This window comes from Sphingobacterium sp. ML3W, assembly GCF_029542085.1.
Classification (GTDB): domain Bacteria; phylum Bacteroidota; class Bacteroidia; order Sphingobacteriales; family Sphingobacteriaceae; genus Sphingobacterium.
This window is the reverse complement of the sequence record NZ_CP107036.1, coordinates 4,723,929-4,741,338: the sequence shown is the minus strand read 5'-3', so window position 1 is coordinate 4,741,338 and position 17,410 is coordinate 4,723,929. Positions and strand designations below refer to the sequence as shown.

At 37.1% G+C, this 17,410-nt stretch carries 20 protein-coding genes; 13 read left to right on the top strand and 7 right to left on the bottom strand.

The annotated features are described in order from the left end of the window. Nucleotides 1-69: 69 nt before the first annotated feature. From lpxK to OGI71_RS20000, 4 genes are read right to left on the bottom strand one after another with little or no spacing between them, the layout of a single operon-like run. Nucleotides 70-1,119 carry a tetraacyldisaccharide 4'-kinase gene (gene lpxK / locus OGI71_RS20015; protein ID WP_282251414.1) on the bottom strand — a complete coding sequence of 350 codons (1,050 nt, stop codon included), beginning with the start codon at nucleotides 1,117-1,119 and terminating at the stop codon, nucleotides 70-72. Then, a complete protein-coding gene (locus OGI71_RS20010) occupies nucleotides 1,119-1,583 on the bottom strand; it encodes a gliding motility lipoprotein GldH (RefSeq protein WP_282251413.1) in 465 nt (154 codons plus the stop codon). The genes lpxK and OGI71_RS20010 overlap by 1 nt, the downstream gene beginning before the upstream one ends. Before the next feature lie 55 nt (nucleotides 1,584-1,638). After that, nucleotides 1,639-3,021, bottom strand: a complete 1,383-nt coding sequence (gene ricT, locus OGI71_RS20005; RefSeq protein ID WP_282251412.1) for a regulatory iron-sulfur-containing complex subunit RicT — start codon at nucleotides 3,019-3,021, stop codon at nucleotides 1,639-1,641. Between the two features lie 10 nt (nucleotides 3,022-3,031). Further along, nucleotides 3,032-4,174, bottom strand: coding sequence for a hypothetical protein (locus tag OGI71_RS20000; protein ID WP_282251411.1), 1,143 nt, complete (start codon nucleotides 4,172-4,174; stop codon nucleotides 3,032-3,034). A gap of 209 nt (nucleotides 4,175-4,383) precedes the next feature. On the opposite strand from OGI71_RS20000, the gene dnaN reads away from it, so the two are divergent. The 10 genes from dnaN (at nucleotide 4,384) to OGI71_RS19950 (ending at nucleotide 12,273) form a co-directional block, all read left to right on the top strand. Continuing rightward, nucleotides 4,384-5,505 carry a DNA polymerase III subunit beta gene (dnaN, locus tag OGI71_RS19995; protein WP_104384747.1) on the top strand — a complete coding sequence of 374 codons (1,122 nt, stop codon included), beginning with the start codon at nucleotides 4,384-4,386 and terminating at the stop codon, nucleotides 5,503-5,505. 14 nt (nucleotides 5,506-5,519) lie between these two features. Next, complete coding sequence (locus OGI71_RS19990; protein ID WP_282251410.1) at nucleotides 5,520-6,182, top strand: DedA family protein; 663 nt, start codon at nucleotides 5,520-5,522, stop codon at nucleotides 6,180-6,182. A gap of 111 nt (nucleotides 6,183-6,293) precedes the next feature. Then, entirely contained in the window at nucleotides 6,294-6,941 is a 648-nt protein-coding gene (locus OGI71_RS19985; RefSeq protein WP_282251409.1) for a DedA family protein, read from the top strand. Nucleotides 6,942-6,984: 43 nt separating this feature from the next. Beyond that, the gene (locus tag OGI71_RS19980; protein WP_282251408.1) at nucleotides 6,985-7,557 is read left to right on the top strand and encodes a CAP domain-containing protein; all 573 of its coding nucleotides are present in this window, start codon (nucleotides 6,985-6,987) and stop codon (nucleotides 7,555-7,557) included. 93 nt (nucleotides 7,558-7,650) lie between these two features. Continuing rightward, on the top strand, nucleotides 7,651-8,526 hold the full coding sequence (locus OGI71_RS19975) for a YicC/YloC family endoribonuclease (RefSeq protein ID WP_282251406.1): 876 nt from the start codon (nucleotides 7,651-7,653) through the stop codon (nucleotides 8,524-8,526). A gap of 2 nt (nucleotides 8,527-8,528) precedes the next feature. After that, nucleotides 8,529-9,098, top strand: coding sequence for a guanylate kinase (gene gmk / locus OGI71_RS19970; protein WP_120261277.1), 570 nt, complete (start codon nucleotides 8,529-8,531; stop codon nucleotides 9,096-9,098). A gap of 8 nt (nucleotides 9,099-9,106) precedes the next feature. Next, nucleotides 9,107-9,682, top strand: a complete 576-nt coding sequence (gene nadD, locus OGI71_RS19965; RefSeq protein WP_282251405.1) for a nicotinate (nicotinamide) nucleotide adenylyltransferase — start codon at nucleotides 9,107-9,109, stop codon at nucleotides 9,680-9,682. A gap of 236 nt (nucleotides 9,683-9,918) precedes the next feature. Continuing rightward, nucleotides 9,919-10,674 carry a hypothetical protein gene (locus OGI71_RS19960; protein ID WP_282251403.1) on the top strand — a complete coding sequence of 252 codons (756 nt, stop codon included), beginning with the start codon at nucleotides 9,919-9,921 and terminating at the stop codon, nucleotides 10,672-10,674. Beyond that, entirely contained in the window at nucleotides 10,655-11,434 is a 780-nt protein-coding gene (locus OGI71_RS19955) for a hypothetical protein (RefSeq protein ID WP_282251402.1), read from the top strand. Before OGI71_RS19960 ends, OGI71_RS19955 begins: the two co-directional genes overlap by 20 nt. Further along, nucleotides 11,431-12,273 (top strand): SUMF1/EgtB/PvdO family nonheme iron enzyme, encoded by an 843-nt coding sequence (locus OGI71_RS19950; RefSeq protein WP_282251401.1) that lies wholly within the window; start codon nucleotides 11,431-11,433, stop codon nucleotides 12,271-12,273. The genes OGI71_RS19955 and OGI71_RS19950 overlap by 4 nt, the downstream gene beginning before the upstream one ends. Nucleotides 12,274-12,300: 27 nt before the next feature. Here OGI71_RS19950 and OGI71_RS19945 read toward each other — a convergent pair whose 3' ends face one another. From OGI71_RS19945 to kduI, 3 genes are all read right to left on the bottom strand, one after another. Beyond that, nucleotides 12,301-13,065, bottom strand: coding sequence for an SDR family NAD(P)-dependent oxidoreductase (locus OGI71_RS19945; RefSeq protein ID WP_282256151.1), 765 nt, complete (start codon nucleotides 13,063-13,065; stop codon nucleotides 12,301-12,303). Between the two features lie 5 nt (nucleotides 13,066-13,070). Further along, nucleotides 13,071-14,198: a DUF4861 family protein gene (locus OGI71_RS19940; protein ID WP_282251399.1), complete on the bottom strand. Its 1,128-nt coding sequence runs from the start codon at nucleotides 14,196-14,198 to the stop codon at nucleotides 13,071-13,073. A 96-nt stretch (nucleotides 14,199-14,294) separates the two neighbouring features. Next, on the bottom strand, nucleotides 14,295-15,140 hold the full coding sequence (gene kduI / locus OGI71_RS19935) for a 5-dehydro-4-deoxy-D-glucuronate isomerase (protein WP_282251397.1): 846 nt from the start codon (nucleotides 15,138-15,140) through the stop codon (nucleotides 14,295-14,297). Nucleotides 15,141-15,295: 155 nt separating this feature from the next. On the opposite strand from kduI, the gene surE reads away from it, so the two are divergent. From surE to OGI71_RS19920, 3 genes are all read left to right on the top strand, one after another. Further along, nucleotides 15,296-16,105: a 5'/3'-nucleotidase SurE gene (gene surE, locus OGI71_RS19930; RefSeq protein WP_120261270.1), complete on the top strand. Its 810-nt coding sequence runs from the start codon at nucleotides 15,296-15,298 to the stop codon at nucleotides 16,103-16,105. Next, nucleotides 16,095-16,355 (top strand): hypothetical protein, encoded by a 261-nt coding sequence (locus tag OGI71_RS19925; RefSeq protein ID WP_282251396.1) that lies wholly within the window; start codon nucleotides 16,095-16,097, stop codon nucleotides 16,353-16,355. Before surE ends, OGI71_RS19925 begins: the two co-directional genes overlap by 11 nt. A gap of 80 nt (nucleotides 16,356-16,435) precedes the next feature. Further along, nucleotides 16,436-17,305, top strand: coding sequence for a 1,4-dihydroxy-6-naphthoate synthase (locus tag OGI71_RS19920; RefSeq protein ID WP_282251395.1), 870 nt, complete (start codon nucleotides 16,436-16,438; stop codon nucleotides 17,303-17,305). Nucleotides 17,306-17,410: the final 105 nt, after the last annotated feature.

Sequence of the window (17,410 nt, the reverse complement as noted above, 5' to 3'; positions counted from 1 at the left end):
TAAGTTTGCTTTCCTTTTGAATATAAATTTGACGAAAAAGTTTACTAAAATATTAGCCCTTAACAAAATTTAAGGTTGATTAACACTTAATGCGACTGTATCACTTATAATATTACAAAATTGATCTCTTTGTTCTGGATCATTAAATTTAAGTCCTATCGGTAAATAGACGAGTTCTATAGTATCGAAACGATCTTTATATGGTTTTAGCCGTTGATAATCCTTTTCAGTGGTTAATACTATTTTATTGCTACTATTTAGAGTTTGGAATGCTTTTATGATTTGGTCAATATCGGAGTCGTTAAATGTATGGTGATCTCCAAAAGAGATATGATTGACAGAGTTTGCTTTTTTATTGACATGATCTAGTAATGGCTGTGGTCTGGCAATTCCTGTCACTAATATTATATCCTTATTTTCTATATCAATAGGTTTCCCATCACTACTAACAGGTTCAAAATAGTCTATATGGCTAAACGCGATCAAGGCCTCTCTGTTATAACGACGGAGCTTTTCTTCTATACGTATTTTTTCCTCACTAGAAATATTAGGCGGACATTTTGTAATGACTATGATTTGTGCTCGTTTAGATTCAGTGAGTAGGTCTCTGAAATTTCCAGTGGGAAATACAAACATAGGTTGCGAAAAGGATCGGAAATCGAATAAAAGAATATTAAATAAAGGAGATAATTTTCGATGTTGATAGGCATCATCCAAGATAATAAGCTGATGATCTGTCTGAAGTTTTTCTATTCCAGTACAACGATCTTCACATACCGCTACTGTGACATTTGGAAGCTTGTTTTTGAATTGCAATGGCTCATCACCTACATCTATTGCTAGAGAATCTGTTTGCACAGTCCGGAATCCTTTTGTTTTTCGACCATAACCTCTGCTGAGAATAGCTACCTTGTAGTAACGACTAAGGTATGAGACAACAAATTCGGTCATGGGACTCTTACCGGTACCACCAACTGCTAAATTACCAATAACGATAGTAGGAATCTGGAAAGATCGAGCTGGTAGCACATGGAAATCATATAGGCGATTTCTTAACCATACGATTAATCCAAAAATAATGGAGAGGGGAAGAAGCAGATATCGTAAGAAAGTCCACATTATTTTGGTATTACTGTCAATCCAATATCTGTAATTTCCTGCAAAGGATTATCTCGCATATTCTGTTCAATGGATATCGTATATAATCCTGTGTCTGGAAATATGTAATCTTGATGAATGATAGATTGCTGATTGTAAAGACTACCTGATGATTTTCCAATCCACTTTCCATCTGATTTTGCCAATTTAATTTCTTTACGGAAGGTATTTGTTTTTTTATCGGGACCTTGCTGGTAAATCAAAACAAAGAGATTTGAAAAAGCATATTCAGGTGTATGGCGTACATCTATAAGTACATCGTATTTTTTTGTCTTGTCGCTAATATGGAATTGAAAACTAGGATGTGAGGTATATAACCACGTCTTATTTTCGATAGGTTTATTTTCATTGATAATAGCAGTTTGGTCACAAGATGCCCATAAACCAATACATAAAACTCCAAAAAGAAAAGTCTTTAGTTTCATTTTAAATCTATATAAATAGAATATGCCTAACATTTTAAAATTAGGCATATTCGTTTTATTCTGTTTTTGAGGCAGGATTGTTATTGTTGCCTTTGTTTTTATTTCTATGGCGATTAAAGCGTTTTTTAGGTTTATTATTTTGCCCCTCTTTATTTTCTTTGCTCGCCGTTGCAGGATTTGTACTATCCGGATTGCTTTGCTGTTTGGCCACTACCTGTTTTGGTGGATTTTGTTCAGCCTTATCATTTTTCTGACCGCTTTTATTTTCCGGTTTAGCATTATTGCTTTTGGTTTTCCGTTTTTTCTTTCTTTTGTTGCGGTCATCCAAACGTGTTAAACTATCTTGACCAACTACATTTTCGTAATCGTAGTTGATAATTTTTTCCTCTCGGATATCTTCGGTTTCTATTGCACTTGATATGGCCTCTGGTTTAATACCCTGCTTATTCATTTCGACAAGTTCTTTGACTTGTTGAACTGGCATTGCAATCCAGTTTTCTGCTCCTGGGAAAGAAAACCACATCATTTTTTTGAAGATATCGGTTTTCTGAAGATAAGCCACACCTTTTAGTGTTTCAATACGGTCAATATTGTTAGGAATGTCTTTCAATGCGTCCATATAACTATCCAATTCATAATTGAGACAGCATTTTAACTTACCACATTGTCCAGCTAGCTTTAAGGTATTCAATGATAAGTTTTGATAGCGGGCAGCAGAGGTGGAAACGGTTTTAAAATCCGTTAACCAAGTAGAACAACATAGTTCGCGTCCACATGATCCAATACCGCCAAGGCGGCTTGCTTCCTGACGCATACCGATCTGGCGCATTTCAATCCGTATACGGAATGCTTCAGCCATTTTCTTGATCAATTCACGAAAATCCACACGACCTTCTGCTGTATAATAGAACGTTGCTTTCGTTTTATCCCCCTGATAGTCGACATCAGAAATTTTCATTGACAAGCCTAGATCTAAAGCAAGTTTACGTGCTTTATGCATGGTTTCCCATTCAAGATCTTTCGCTGCATTATACTTTTCTACATCCACTTCATTTGGCTTCCGATAGATCTTTTTTGTTACCAATTCAGGGGTAACATTGTTCTTTTTTAATTGTAATCGAACTAACTCACCTGTCAAAGAAACGTGGCCAACGTCATATCCCCCTGTTGAGGGCTCTACAACGACCATTTCTCCCATTTCAAGGTATAGGTTGTCTACATTAATAAAGAAATCTTTTCGAGATCCTTTGAATCGTACTTCTACGATATTGAATGGTTTATAGTTTGATGGCATATCCATATCGGAAAGCCAGTCATATACATCTAATTTATTACATCCGCTAGTCATGCAGGATCCATTATTCTGACATCCTGATGGTATACCATTTGCTGTGGTAGTACCGCAACCTCCGCCGGATGAGCAACTGCCACATCCCATAGTTTTCTATTTATATATATTGAGTTCCTTTCGGAAACGTTTTGTATTTGTATATTAATGTTAATTGCAAAGATAAATCTAAAAATAATATTTTAGGGTTTGCATTTCTTTCTACAAAATAATGCGTTTCCTCAAATAGATTTATTGTTTCTTCAATTTGTTCTATGCTATAATGTACTGCAAATTTTTGGACAAAATCCAATTCTTTGGCAGGTAAAAATACGAGACTGGAGAGTCCTTCCTTAATCAAAATAATCTGCCGCATCATGTTGATCGCATAAAAAAGAAAGCTCTTTTGATTTTCGCGACCCATTTTGGACAAATCCTCTTCAACTAAAGAGATCATGTTTGTTCCTGCGTCCGATACGATAAATCGCAGCCAGTTTACCAAAATGCCAAAATGATTATTGCTCTGTGTATTGAGTTGATTAAGCGCTTCCTGTAAGTTTCCATCAGCTATAAAAGCTATTTCAGATGCTTCCTGATCAGAAAGATGTTGCGCAGTCTTCAAATACTGTGAGACTTCGGTATGATCTAGTTTCTTAATTTTGACCAACTGCGTCCGAGAAATAATGGTATTTAAAATTTTATCTTGATTCTCTGCAACCAAAATAAATAACGTTTTTTCGGGCGGTTCTTCAATCAATTTTAATAAGGCATTGCCTTGGGTATCCAAGTATTCGGGCAACCACATGATCAAAACTTTATATTCAGCCTCAAAAGCTTTAAGACTCAATTTCTTGATGATACCATGTGCTTCAGCAATATTAATATTGACCTGTTTATTATCTGCATCCAACTGATTTCGCCAGTATTCCAGACCCATATAGGGATTGGTTAAAAAGGACTTTCGCCAGTTTTCAGCATAATCTGTCGCTGTATCTTCTTTGTGTTTGGCAATAAAAGGATAGGACATGTGCAAATCTGGATGAATCAGCTTGCCATATTTTCGGCAAGAAGCACATTCGCCACAACTATCCGTAGTTTGTTTATTTTCACAGTTTAAAAACTGAGCATATGCATAGGCTAGCGCAAGACTTCCGGAGCCCTCCGGGCCTAGAAATAATTGCGCATGGCTCACACGGTTTTCATGAACCGTACGAACAAGATGTTCTTTGATGTCTTTATGCCCAATGATATCTTTAAACTGCATACACTATTGCTATTATACAAATGTAATAAATATTGTGATTTATCAGGGTGAATTTGCTTTCTATACTTTTGAAAGCGTGCTTATTAATTGAAATACAATCGCTTATTTAAGTGCAATAAATCTTCGTATGTGGAAAGAAAGGCATTTACAAATCTGAAAAATATTGATTAATTTGTGTATTATTGCACATAATAATTAGTAATTAGGAAATGAGATTCATTGTATCAACATCAATTTTATTAAAGCAGTTACAAGCTATCAATGGAGCATCTAGTACAAGTACTGTTTTACCAATATTGGAAAACTTTCTTTTTGAAATAAAAGACAATAACTTGACTATTTCTGCTACGGATTTGCAGACGAGTATGGTTACTTCTTTGCAGATTGAAGCAAAAGAAGAAGGAAGAGTAGCAATGCCTTCTAAGATTTTGATAGAAACATTAAAAACTCTCCCTGATCAGCCCGTTGCTTTTTCAGTAGACATGAATACATTGGCTATTGAAATCAGTGCAGGTGATGGTAAATATAAATTGAGCGGAGAAAATGCAGATGATTTTCCTAAAATTCCTTCTATTGATAACGGATCTATTATAGAAATGCCAGCTCCGGTTCTTTCGGAAGCTATCAGTAAGACGATCTTTGCGGTAAGTAATGATGAATTGAGACCAGCTATGTCTGGGGTTTTAGTGCAATTGGCTGAGAAAAATGTGACTTTTGTTTCTACAGACGCACATAAATTGGTACGTTACACCAGATCAGATATCAGTGCTGAAAAACCTGCTTCACTTATCCTACCTAAGAAGGCACTTTCTTTATTAAAATCGTCCTTACCATCAGATGATACAAAAGTATCTATCGAATATAATCAGACCAACGCATTTTTTAGTTTTGGTAATATCAATCTTATCTGTCGTTTGATCGATGAGCGTTACCCTGACTATGCTGCGGTAATTCCTCAAGTCAATCCAAATAAGCTGACAGTTGATCGGTTACTTTTCTTAAACACTTTGAGAAGAGTTGTTATTTTCGCAAATAAAACAACACATCAAGTACGTTTGAAGATATCTGGTAGCGAATTGAATATCTCTGCTGAAGATCTGGATTTCTCCAACGAAGCACACGAACGCTTGTCTTGTCAATTTGAGGGGGATGATATGGAGATCGGATTTAACGCTAAATTTTTGGTTGAAATGTTAAATAACCTTGAAAGCGAAGAGGTTGTTATCGAAATGAGTACACCAAATCGTGCCGGTTTATTGATTCCTGCGACGTCTGAAGATCATGAGGACATTTTGATGTTGGTTATGCCTGTGATGTTAAATAACGCTTAATCTTCTTATCGGTTTTGGAAATAATTACACATCTTATTGACTTTATTCTCCATATTGATAAACATTTGGTTGAAATTGTCAATGATTATCAATTATGGACATACCTTATTTTGTTTCTTATCATTTTTGTGGAAACAGGTGTGGTCGTAATGCCTTTTTTACCTGGAGACTCTTTGCTGTTTGCTGGCGGAATGCTTGCTGCACAACCGAATGAACTGAATGTTTGGTTGATGATATTGATCCTGCTGATTGCTGCAATATCAGGAGACTCTCTTAACTACTCCATCGGAAAGCATTTTGGGATGCGATTGACAAAATTCAAACTTTTTGGGAAACAGGTTGTCAAGGATGAACAGATTGCCAAAACACATGTTTTCTATGAAAAGTATGGTAGTAAAACGATTGTCATAGCTCGTTTCGTACCTATTGTCCGTACTTTAGCACCATTTGTTGGAGGTATTGGCAAGATGAATTATGGTACTTTCATTACTTACAATATAGTAGGAGCTGTGTTGTGGGTGGGTGGCATAACATTAGCTGGCTATTTTTTGGGTAATATTCCAATTATTCGAGATAATTTTTCGAAAGTGGTACTACTGATCATTTTTATTTCAGTACTGCCTATTATATTTGAATTGGTAAAAGAAAAAATAAAAACTAAAAAGGGAGTTCAATAGGACTCCTTTTTTTTCTGAAAGTGTGTGTTTTCTATTAGTCAGAAAGAACCTTCAGTTAATTTTCATAGCTGTTGGAGCTTATAAAGAGCATGAAGGTTTTATTTATCGAATATGGAGTTTGTTTCTCAACTGGTCGATTTTATCTTACATATTGATCAACACTTGCTGCAGATTGTCAATACCTATGCTGGATGGACTTATTTCCTTCTATTCTTGATTATCTTTGCTGAAACAGGATTTGTAGTTACACCATTCCTTCCGGGGGATTCAGTATTATTTGCATTGGGTGCCATTATTGCCAGACCAGAAAGCAATCTTTCACTGTTACTTTTCCTATTTATTCTAATATGTGCTGCTATTTCTGGCGATTTTGTGAATTATGAGATAGGTAAATATTTTGGAATTCGCGTTTTTAAACCAGACTCAAAAATTTTTAAACCATCCTATCTTCAAAAAACACAAGATTTCTATGCTAAATATGGTACTAGAACCATTGTTTATGCTCGTTTTGTACCTATTGTCCGAACCTTTGCCCCTTTTGTAGCGGGTATTGGCAGGATGCCATACCACATTTTCGGTAAATACAATATAGTAGGTGGTATATTATGGGTATCGTTATTTATTCTAGCGGGTTACTTTTTTGGGCAGATTCCTTTTTTCAAGCAGAATTTTTCCCTAGTTGTATTAGCTGTCATATTTATTAGCCTAATACCCATGTTGATACAGTTTTTAGCTGTTAAAAGGTCAAAAAAAGATTAAACGTTAAATACTAAAGTCAGTCTTTTAAGGTTAAAGGATTGATATGAAATATTTCATTTTAGCATTTACCTTATTTGTCACACAGCTTGCTTTGGGGCAGCGTGTCTCTGTCGATCGGCGTCAAGCAAAAGAGGCTTACGATCTATTGAATAAAATTCGAACAAATCCTGAGAAATATAAAAAGGAATTAAAACTTTTCAATCTACAAAAGATTACCCGAACAAAGCTTAATTGGAACAAGCAACTTGCCGAAGTTGCAGAATATCGCGCTAAAGATATGGCCAAACGGTCTTATTTTGATCATGTCTCTCCTGAGGGCTATGGACCCAATTATTTTATAGAAGAAGCCGGATACGAGTTAAATCAGTCTTGGCTAAAAAAAAGGAGCGCCAATAACTTTGAATCCATTGCTGCTAATCGTGCTAGTGCAACCGATGCTATTAAAGCATTGATTATCGGAAGAGAAGCGCCAGGTTACCACCATCGTACACATTTATTGGGTATGGATCAATGGAACGGATCATTATATGATATCGGGATTGGTTATGTGAAGTGCAAGGGAGCTAGTCCTTATGAAAGCTATCTTGTTGTTATTATTGCAAAGCATGATTGGTAAATAAACAGTCCTATTTGGAGGTAATTTGAGGAGTATCAGCAATTAATCTATGTTGCGTCTTCAACTTTTATTCGAAAAGTCATACCTTTGCATATGATAAAATCCATGACAGGATATGGCACGGCTTCCAAAGAGAACGGTAAAGTCAAATATAGTGTCGAAATAAAGTCCTTAAATTCAAAATTCCTTGAATTAAATCTTCGTCTACCTAAAGTAGTATCGGACAAAGAATTGACCTTGCGCACCGAGTGCAGTAAGCTTATTGAGCGCGGAAAAGTTAATCTGAACGTGACCGTAGAATATGCTGATCAAACAGCGAAGGCCTCATCTATCAATGCTGATTTACTGAAAAAATATTATGGTCAATTGCAGCAGATCGCAAATGAGCTAAATGATACGCATGTCAATCTATTTGAATTGGCGTTAAATATGCCTGAAGTTGTCACCAACAATGACGATACCGTAGATGATGAAGAATCTAGCGTATTGATGGATGCTTTTTATGATGCGGTAAGACATTTCAATACATTCCGTGAAGATGAAGGAAATGTATTGGCTCAAGATCTAAAAAAGAGAGCTGAAATGATTTTGATCTATTTGGGCGAAGTGGAAGCACTGGAAGTTGAGCGTATTCCTTTGATCAGACAACGTATAGAGCAATTTCTCAATGATAGCGTGGGTAAAGAGAATGTAGATCAGAATCGTTTTGAACAAGAGCTTGTTTATTATATCGATAAATTAGATGTCACTGAAGAGAAAGTTAGACTCCGTTCACACTGTAACTACTTTCTAAAAGCCTTTGATTCGGCCGATTCAAATGGTAAGAAATTAGGCTTTATCTCTCAAGAAATGGGCCGTGAAATCAATACCTTGGGATCTAAAGCTAATCACGCCGGTATACAGCAGATTGTGGTTAGAATGAAAGAAGAATTAGAAAAAATAAAAGAGCAGTTGCTCAACGTATTATAAGGATGAGCGGTAAATTAATTATTTTCTCAGCACCGTCGGGTGCGGGAAAAACAACTATAGTAAGAGACCTTTTAAGTAAACATGGAGATAAAATAGAATTTTCTATTTCTGCGAGCACTCGTGATCCAAGGGGACAGGAAGTCGATGGAAAAGACTACTACTTTATGTCCAAAGAAGAATTTTTGCATAAAGTGGCCAAACAAGAGTTTATCGAATTTGAAGAGGTTTATTCTGGCACATTTTATGGTACTTTGCGTTCCGAAATTGAACGTATTTGGAAAGAGGGTAAAAATGTTATTTTCGATATTGATGTCGTCGGGGGATTACGCCTGAAATCTAAATTTCCAGAACAGGCAATCTCTATATTTGTGCAGCCACCATCTTTAGAGGTCCTTAAAGAACGTCTAACCGGACGTGGCACAGATTCGGAGGAAAAACTACAAGAAAGATTTGCCAAAGCGGAATTGGAACTTACCTATGCGAATAAGTTTGATGTGATCTTGAAAAATTTTGACCTCGCGACTGCTTGTGCCGACGCAGAAGAAATTGTAATGGGCTTCATCAATAAATAAAGGGTTAAATGAAAAAAATTGGTTTGTTTTTTGGCTCCTTTAATCCGGTGCATGTTGGGCATTTGATTATAGCAAATTACATGGCCAATTTTACTGGACTGGATGAAGTTTGGTTTGTGGTCTCTCCACAGAATCCATTTAAGAAAAAATCTACCTTAGCGGATCCCTACGATCGTTTAGAGATGCTAAATCTTGCAGTGGAAGATTGTGAACATTTGCGCGTGAGTGATATTGAATTTCATTTACCGGTACCGTCTTATACAATAGATACTTTAACATTTCTAAAAGAAAAATATCCAACTAGAGAATTTGTGCTTTTGATGGGCGAGGATATCTTAGAGTCATTGGAGAAATGGAAGAATGCGGAGATTATTTTGCGCGATTTTCATATTTATGTGTACCCTCGTCCAGGTTATGATGGGGGAAAACTTAAGGATCATCCTTCCATAACCATGACAGATACACCATTAATGGAACTCTCTTCTACTTTTCTGCGAAAAGCGATCAAAGAGAATAAGAATATTCAGTTTTTTACACCGCAAAAAGTAATTGATTTTATAGATAAAAAGGGGCTTTATTCATAAGGACTGCAAAATATACAAAGTGAATCCCTGGATCTCTTAGGAAGTCCAGGGATTTTTGTTTTCTACGTAGTTAGAAAGCTAATCTTGCAGCCCATAGCTTTGGAACATGTAGATATATCGAAAGTGGTACCCTTATAGATCAGAAATAAATAAAATTTATGGTATTAGATTTAAAAAATGGAATTGTTTTTGGTAGAAATAATTTCCTTACTTTTAAATAGCATTATGTATACTTTATGAGAAGTTTAATTTTATTATTTATTTGCCTAAGTAGTTGGAATTGGGCTTTTGCACAGACAGAAAATGAGGAGGGAAGTAATTATATCATGGACCCCGCTGCTATTGAACTTAGGACAAAGATGACAATACCACCTTATGGTTTGGCAAAGGTGAAAGCTTTGATTGCTAAATTATCTCCTGTAGCGGATAAAGATGGGACAGATACTGGTGTGCTTGCTCTTTCTGCAACGGATTTTAAGAATTTAAGTTTACGCGAAAAATTTACGTATACCATGATTCATGCTGAGGTATATGCCCAGAATTGCGATATACCAGAAAATCAGAAAGCTATTGACAAGAAAATATTTGGTAAGTTGCTCGGTGGTTTTAATGAAGCTTGGTGGTCAGAAAGACAGATCGATTTTTTGCAAGAAAACAGAGATTCGGTTATGAAACTGATTCAAGAGTCTGTCTTGAGAAGCAAACGAATGGGGGTGAATTACAAAGAGACGATTGAACAGATCAATGGCTGGCAAATGATTCCATTTGTTATTGAATATGCAAAGAAAACTCCTAAAGATAAGGATGCATTAACTTTGCTGTTGTTACTGATGAAACGTGGCGAATATAGCGAATTTATGAAGTCTACATCCTTCAAAAAGTTATATGGCGAGACAAGTAATTACTATTCCTACTTAGATTATAATCAAGAAAACGAAGCACTAATATATCGTAGAGCAATGGGGTATTACAATGAAAAAAAAGGTAAATAAAATATGGGCTTGCTGCCTGATCTTGCTGGGCTTTATCAGTAATCCGAGTTTTGGCCAAGAATATAAAGATATTGCCTGGGATGAACCTCGGTCAAAAGATTCGGCTTATTATGCCATGCGGGAAAGAGCAAGTACACCACCTTTTGGTCTCAAAAAGGTCCAAGGCTTAGTTGAACAGCGACTGAAAAACCTTCCGGATGAAGCATTGGTAGACTATGATGCTGGAATTTCGAGAGCTGACTTTGATAAGTTGAGCTTTGAAGAGATGTTTACCTATACAATGATCTATCCTGAAATTTACAGTCAGGCTTGCGCAGAGCGCATGTTTGTATTTGACCCCCAAAGCAAAATATTCGGGCATTTGCTTTTTGTTTATAATGGCGTCTTTTGGAGTGATCGTCAACTTCATTTTATGAAGAAAAATAGAAAAAGAGTAATGGACCTGATTACTGACCAAGCAACACGTAGCAATACACTTGGATTAAATTATAAAACAGCGTTAATAGAAATTGATGCTTGGGAAAGTATTCCCTTTTTGGTCAGTTTCTATCAAAAGAATCCAAAGGACAAAGATATATTGACTACTTTGCTTCAATTATTGAAAACGTCAAATTTTGGAGCATTTGAACAGTCTAAAATATACAACAAGTTATACGGAGAAAATACGCATTCTGATAGCTGGGTGAATTTTTCAAGAGCCAACGAAGAGTATATTATTGAATCCGCTCAAGCGCTATATAAAAAACGTAAAAACCAGTGAAACAGGCACTTTTCATATTGATCTTGTTTCTCTTGAGCTATATATCATTAATAGGGCAGGAGAAAGGGTATGTTTTAATTCCCAGGGGAGATTATCAATTGGGGGATACGATGAGTATGGATAATCCGAAAAGAACAGTACAAATAGAATCTTTTTGGATTGCTCTATACGAACTGACCAATGCCGAATTTGAAAAATTTGTACAGGCGACGGGCTATCAGACTTTGGCAGAACGATATCATAATGCAATGGTATTTGAGCCTGGACTTGCCGAATTCAGGTGGCTGCAAGACAGCACTGCTTATTGGCGTTTTCCAAATGGGATAAGCCGTGGAGGTATAGTAGACAAAATGGATCATCCTGTTACCTGTATATCTTTTAAAGACGTATTGGTTTATTGCGCTTGGGCTGATTGCAGGTTACCCACTTTTGAGGAGTGGGAGATCGCTGCGAGAGCTGGCAATGATGGACGTTATTTTGAAGGGGTGAATAAAGAAAATATAGGTCAATATGCTAATATATGGCATAGCAGAGATCACCTTAAAGCAGACTATTCGGATGGTTATATGTATACTTCCCCTGTAGGGGCATTCAAACCGAATCCATGGGGACTTTATGATGTGTTCGGTAATGTATTTGAGTTTTGTTCGGGCAAGCTAAATAGAGATGGAGAGCGTCATGTAGCACATGCAAGAGGAGGGTCATGGTGGTGCAGTAGAAATAGCTGTTCGGCCTTCAATACGGTCTATATTGGCTCTGTTAGCCCGAATGCCTCATTCAGTAATCTCGGATTTAGGATCGTAAAAAAAGCCTTTACCCCGAAGGATAAAGACTTTTAAAACAAAAAATCTTAAAATGTTGATTTTTTATCGTCCCATCCAGCCACCATCGACAGTAAGGATGGTGCCATGTACGTAATCTGCTGCTTTTGAAGCAAGGAATACCGCTGGTCCTTTAAAGTCTTCTGGCGTACCCCAGCGTCCAGCAGGTATACGATCCAAGATAGATTTAGAACGTTCTGGATCGTCTCTCAATGCTTCCGTATTATCCGTTGCTATATAACCTGGAGCAAAACCATTTACATTCACTCCCTTGGAGGCCCATTCATTTGCAAAAGCCTTTACCAATGACCCTATTGCACCTTTGGAGGCTGCATATCCAGGAACATTGATACCGCCTTGAAAAGTCAATAACGATGCCGTGAATACAATTTTTCCAGTTCCACGTGAAATCATATCTTTTCCAATTTCCCTTGTCAGGATGAATTGCGCATTTTGATTGATTTCGATAATTTCATCCCAGTACTCATCGGGATGTTCAGCTGCTGGTTTACGCAGAATATTTCCAGCATTGTTGAACAGGATGTCTATGGTTGGATGCTCCGATTTTACTTTTTCAATAAACTGATAGAGTGCGGTTCTTTTTGAAAAATCACATTTGTAAGCATAAAAATTCCTTCCTAATGCTTGGATGGATTTTTCTACTGCCGACCCTGTTGTCTCCAGCGATGCCGAAACACCAATGATATCTGCCCCAGCTTCCGCTAATGCTTCGGCTATAGCTTTACCTATTCCTCTTTTACAGCCAGTTACCAAAGCGACCTTCCCGGTCAAATCAAAAGATTGCAGTATGGACATTATTTTGAGTATTTTATCGTTAATGGTTGATTTAAGTTATTTCTAAATTCTTTGATATAGGATTGCCATTGATCAAAACTGGTTATTTTTCCCGCTTTATTGAATGCAGCTCCGGTAAAATAGATCAAAGGGCTGTTGTTTTTGACCGAAGTTACCAATAAAAACTGTTTTGGATTATCCTTAAATACATATTTTACTTTATTAGGCAAGATCACGGCGGTCCCAGTGATTTTATCTCCCTCAGCAGGCTCCCAATAAGCCAAAATACCATTTTTGGTGTCGTTTAACAGCTGAGGTTTATCCTCTTTTCGTTTGGCAAGACCAACGACAACAGGGGTGCTGCTTGAAGTCGTATTTTTGATTGCATAACGTATTTTGTTCAGTTGGCTTCCCGCGTCCAGAGAGATTGTTTTTTCAACTTGTATATGTTGACCCTTTACATTTTCTGGCTCATAGATAAGCTTAAATGTAGTCCGTAAAGGACCATTATCTAAGACTTCGTATTGACGATAATGTTTGTGATAGACGACCTGCTGATCAATAAATGGAGTTGCGTCGCCTACTCCTAGTGTTTGACCCACAGAATAGTAATCCAAACCTTTACCATGATCGGCATGATAATCCCCTGTTTTATACCATTCGTCAATAATAAGATCATTCGTCCTTTTAGACCAAAAATCAAATCCTTGGGCATCTTCGGAGCTACCTTCTAATGCCTTTCCATAGGCTCTGAATGCAGCAATGTCATTTTCCCAAGCAAAGTCATCTTTACGTTCTGGGACATAACGCGCAAAAGTCTTGGTAGCAACGGTTTTTGGACTATTTCCAGTTACACCAAAAGTCAAAGCACTTTTAGGCGCAATAGATACTTGTATCAGTACATTTTGAGGGATTGACTGTCCTAGCTTTTCCAGTTGGTAAGCCAATTCCGCTTTATCCTTGCTATCAACAATCGTAAAGACATTTTTCTTCAACTCAAAATGTTTTTCGAATGTTGCATAAGGAATACTGATCAGCTCTGTTCTAGATACGGTTGAAGGATTTTTAACCGTAATCGTCTTATTGTTTTGGGCAAAAGCGATGCTCGAAAGCCCTAGCGTTAAACTTAATATGAATGTTCTTTTCATTTGATAAAGGACTAAAGAAAAAAGATTAAAGACAGCGTTTGTAAACCGGAGGATTGACGAACTGAGATCTCAAATCTGTCATTTAATATCTAAATACTACTTAAGCTCAGTGATAGCGCACTTATCCATATCATCGTAGTCGAGGTTTTCGCCCGCCATACCCCAGATAAAAGTATAGTTGGATGTTCCAGCTCCTGAGTGAATTGACCAAGGTGGAGAAATGACAGCCTGATCATTATGCATCCAGATATGACGTGTTTCGTCTATCGGTCCCATAAAATGAGATACAGCCTGACCTTCTGGTAACTCAAAGTAAAAATAAACCTCCATACGACGGTCATGTGTATGAGATGGCATCGTATTCCACACGGATCCTGGCTTTAGCTCTGTCATTCCCATTTGTAGCTGACAGGTCTGTACAACTTTATTCAATAACATCTGGTTGATGGTACGGTGGTTGGCTGTTTCCAGAGATCCTAATTCTATTTTATTAGCATCTTCCTTAGTGACCTTTTTGGTAGGATAACTATGGTGCGCTGGTGTTGAGTTTAAATAAAATTTTGCCGGATTCGCACTTTCTTGACTTGAAAAATAGATATCTTTTGCGCCTTGACCGATATAGAGAGCTTCTTTGGTTTTAAGTTCATACAATGTTCCATCTACTTCTACCTGCCCATTGCCACCGACATTGATAATACCTAATTCTCTTCTAGAGAGAAAGTAAGGTTCTTTTAATAATTCAGGGATTGTTTCTAATTTAATTTTAGAATTTACGGGCATTGCACCACCAGCCATGTAACGGTCATAGTGTGTGTAGACAAAGTTAACTTTATCAGTTTCAAAAACTTTTTCAATGAGAAAATTATCTCTTAATCCTTGTGTATCTAATGTTTTGTATTCTTTCGGCCCGATTGCATAGCGGGATTCAAAATTAATGCTCATAACGGAATGATTTTTCTTTATTTGAAAGCTAAATTTAGGGCTAATATTTCTCAAAAACGATACAATCTTACGCAATCGATGTCGTACTTATGTAAAGGACCTATTAAGACAAATTTTCTTGCGGTTTTTATTTTTCAGATTTGCTAACTTCGTATATGGTAAAGAAGAAACCGAATATTTTAGTTGTTAATGACGATGGTATCACAGCTCCGGGAATTAAGGTGTTGTTAGAAGAAATGCAAAAAATTGGTAATGTGGTTGTCGTAGCACCAGATTCGGCACAATCGGGTATGGGGCATGCGATCACGCTTGGTAGACCACTTCGATTGGATAAAATCAATCTCTATGAGGGAGTTGAGATGTACCAATGTTCTGGAACACCGGTCGACTGTGTCAAGCTTGCTGTTAATAAAGTCTTCAAAGGACAGAAGCCGGATATCTGTGTTTCCGGTATTAATCATGGGCTCAACAATTCAATTAACGTGTTATACTCTGGAACAATGTCTGCTGCGGTCGAAGGAGCTATAGAGGGAATACCTTCTGTTGGCTTTTCGTTGGATAATTTTTCCCATGATGCAGACTTCAGCTACTGTAGGCCTTATGTGATTTCCATAACGGAACAGGTTTTGGCCAATGGTTTACCCAAAAATACACTGCTAAATGTCAACTTTCCTCAAACACAAGGATTTAAAGGGATTAAAATCTGCAGACAGGCTGGAGGACATTGGGTAGAGGAATTTGATGAACGTATAGATCCACATAACCGTGATTATTATTGGACGACAGGGAAGTTTGTCTTACAAGACCGTGGAGAAGATACGGATAGTTTTGCATTAGCAAATGGTTATGTTTCAGTAGTTCCTACACAATTCGACATGACTGCACATCATGCTATCCCAGAGCTCAATTCATGGAGTTTTGATCATTTGGAAGGTACGACGAAACACAGCAAAGGTGAGAAATAATCTTTGGGTAGGTTCGGGCGTAGGAATTGCTTTTCCCTTGCTGGCATTTTTATTGGTACGCTTCACCGACATCGAACTTCATTTTCTGCCCGAGAAGCCAATGGCAACGTATACCATTGCCGTTTTGATCAATTTGATTTTCTTAAGGTTTGCATACCGTTCAGGTAATGATCAGGTAGGGAAAGGAATTATCATCATGACATTTTTGGCCATGATATTATATTTAATTACACATAAAGTGACTGTATAAAACGAAATGTAAAGATATCCGAGCTATACAGCGAAGTTTATTTGCGAAGTTTTTATTGTTTATTTTTTAAGAGGAATAAAATGAAATTAACATTGGGGTTTTCTCCCTGTCCAAATGATACATTTATTTTTGATGCTTTGATTCATCATAAAATTGACACCAAAGGGCTTGATTTTGAGGTGGAATATCAGGATGTTGAGACATTAAATTTGAAGGCATTTCAAGGAGATCTGGACATCACCAAACTGAGTTATCATGCTTTTGCTTATGCCGTTGAAGACTATGAATTATTGGATGCAGGTAGTGCTTTGGGCTTTGGTGTAGGGCCAATGCTGATTACAAAAGATGCGACTTTGGCCGAAACGCTCCAAGCGAAGCTAAAAAATGGTGACGGTTTGGGTGAATTCAATAAGTTAAAGGTGGGATATCCGGGGAAGTTTACAACAGCAAATTTCCTGTTGGGGCTAGCATTTCCGGAATTAACCAATAAAATAGAGCTGGTCTTTTCTGATATTGAGGGAGCTTTATTAGATGGCTCAATTGATTTGGGGCTTATTATTCATGAAAATCGGTTTACCTATGCAGAAAAAGGACTGTATAAAGTAGTCGATTTGGGGGAATATTGGGAAAGTACGACAAAATTTCCGATTCCGCTAGGTGGTATTGTCGTAAAACGTTCGTTGCCGAAAGATGTGAAAGACACGCTTAATACAATTTTAAAAGAAAGTGTTGAATTTGCTTTTGCAAATCCAAAGTCCGGATTGGAGTTTATCCGTAGTCATGCGCAAGAGATGAGTGAGGAGGTGATGTATAAGCATATTGAACTGTATGTCAATAAATATTCCGTTGAATTGGGGGTCGAAGGACGTAATGCAATTACTAAGATGTTTCAGAAAGCGCAGGAAATGGGGTTTATTCCACATTCGGATAAAAAACTGTTTCTTTCATAACATCATCACTGATATTTAGTAGCCATATGAGCAGGCCGCTTGTATAGGAACTCTACCAGTTTGGTTTCAATGTGACTATTTTTGGGTTTAATGATCAAATAACTA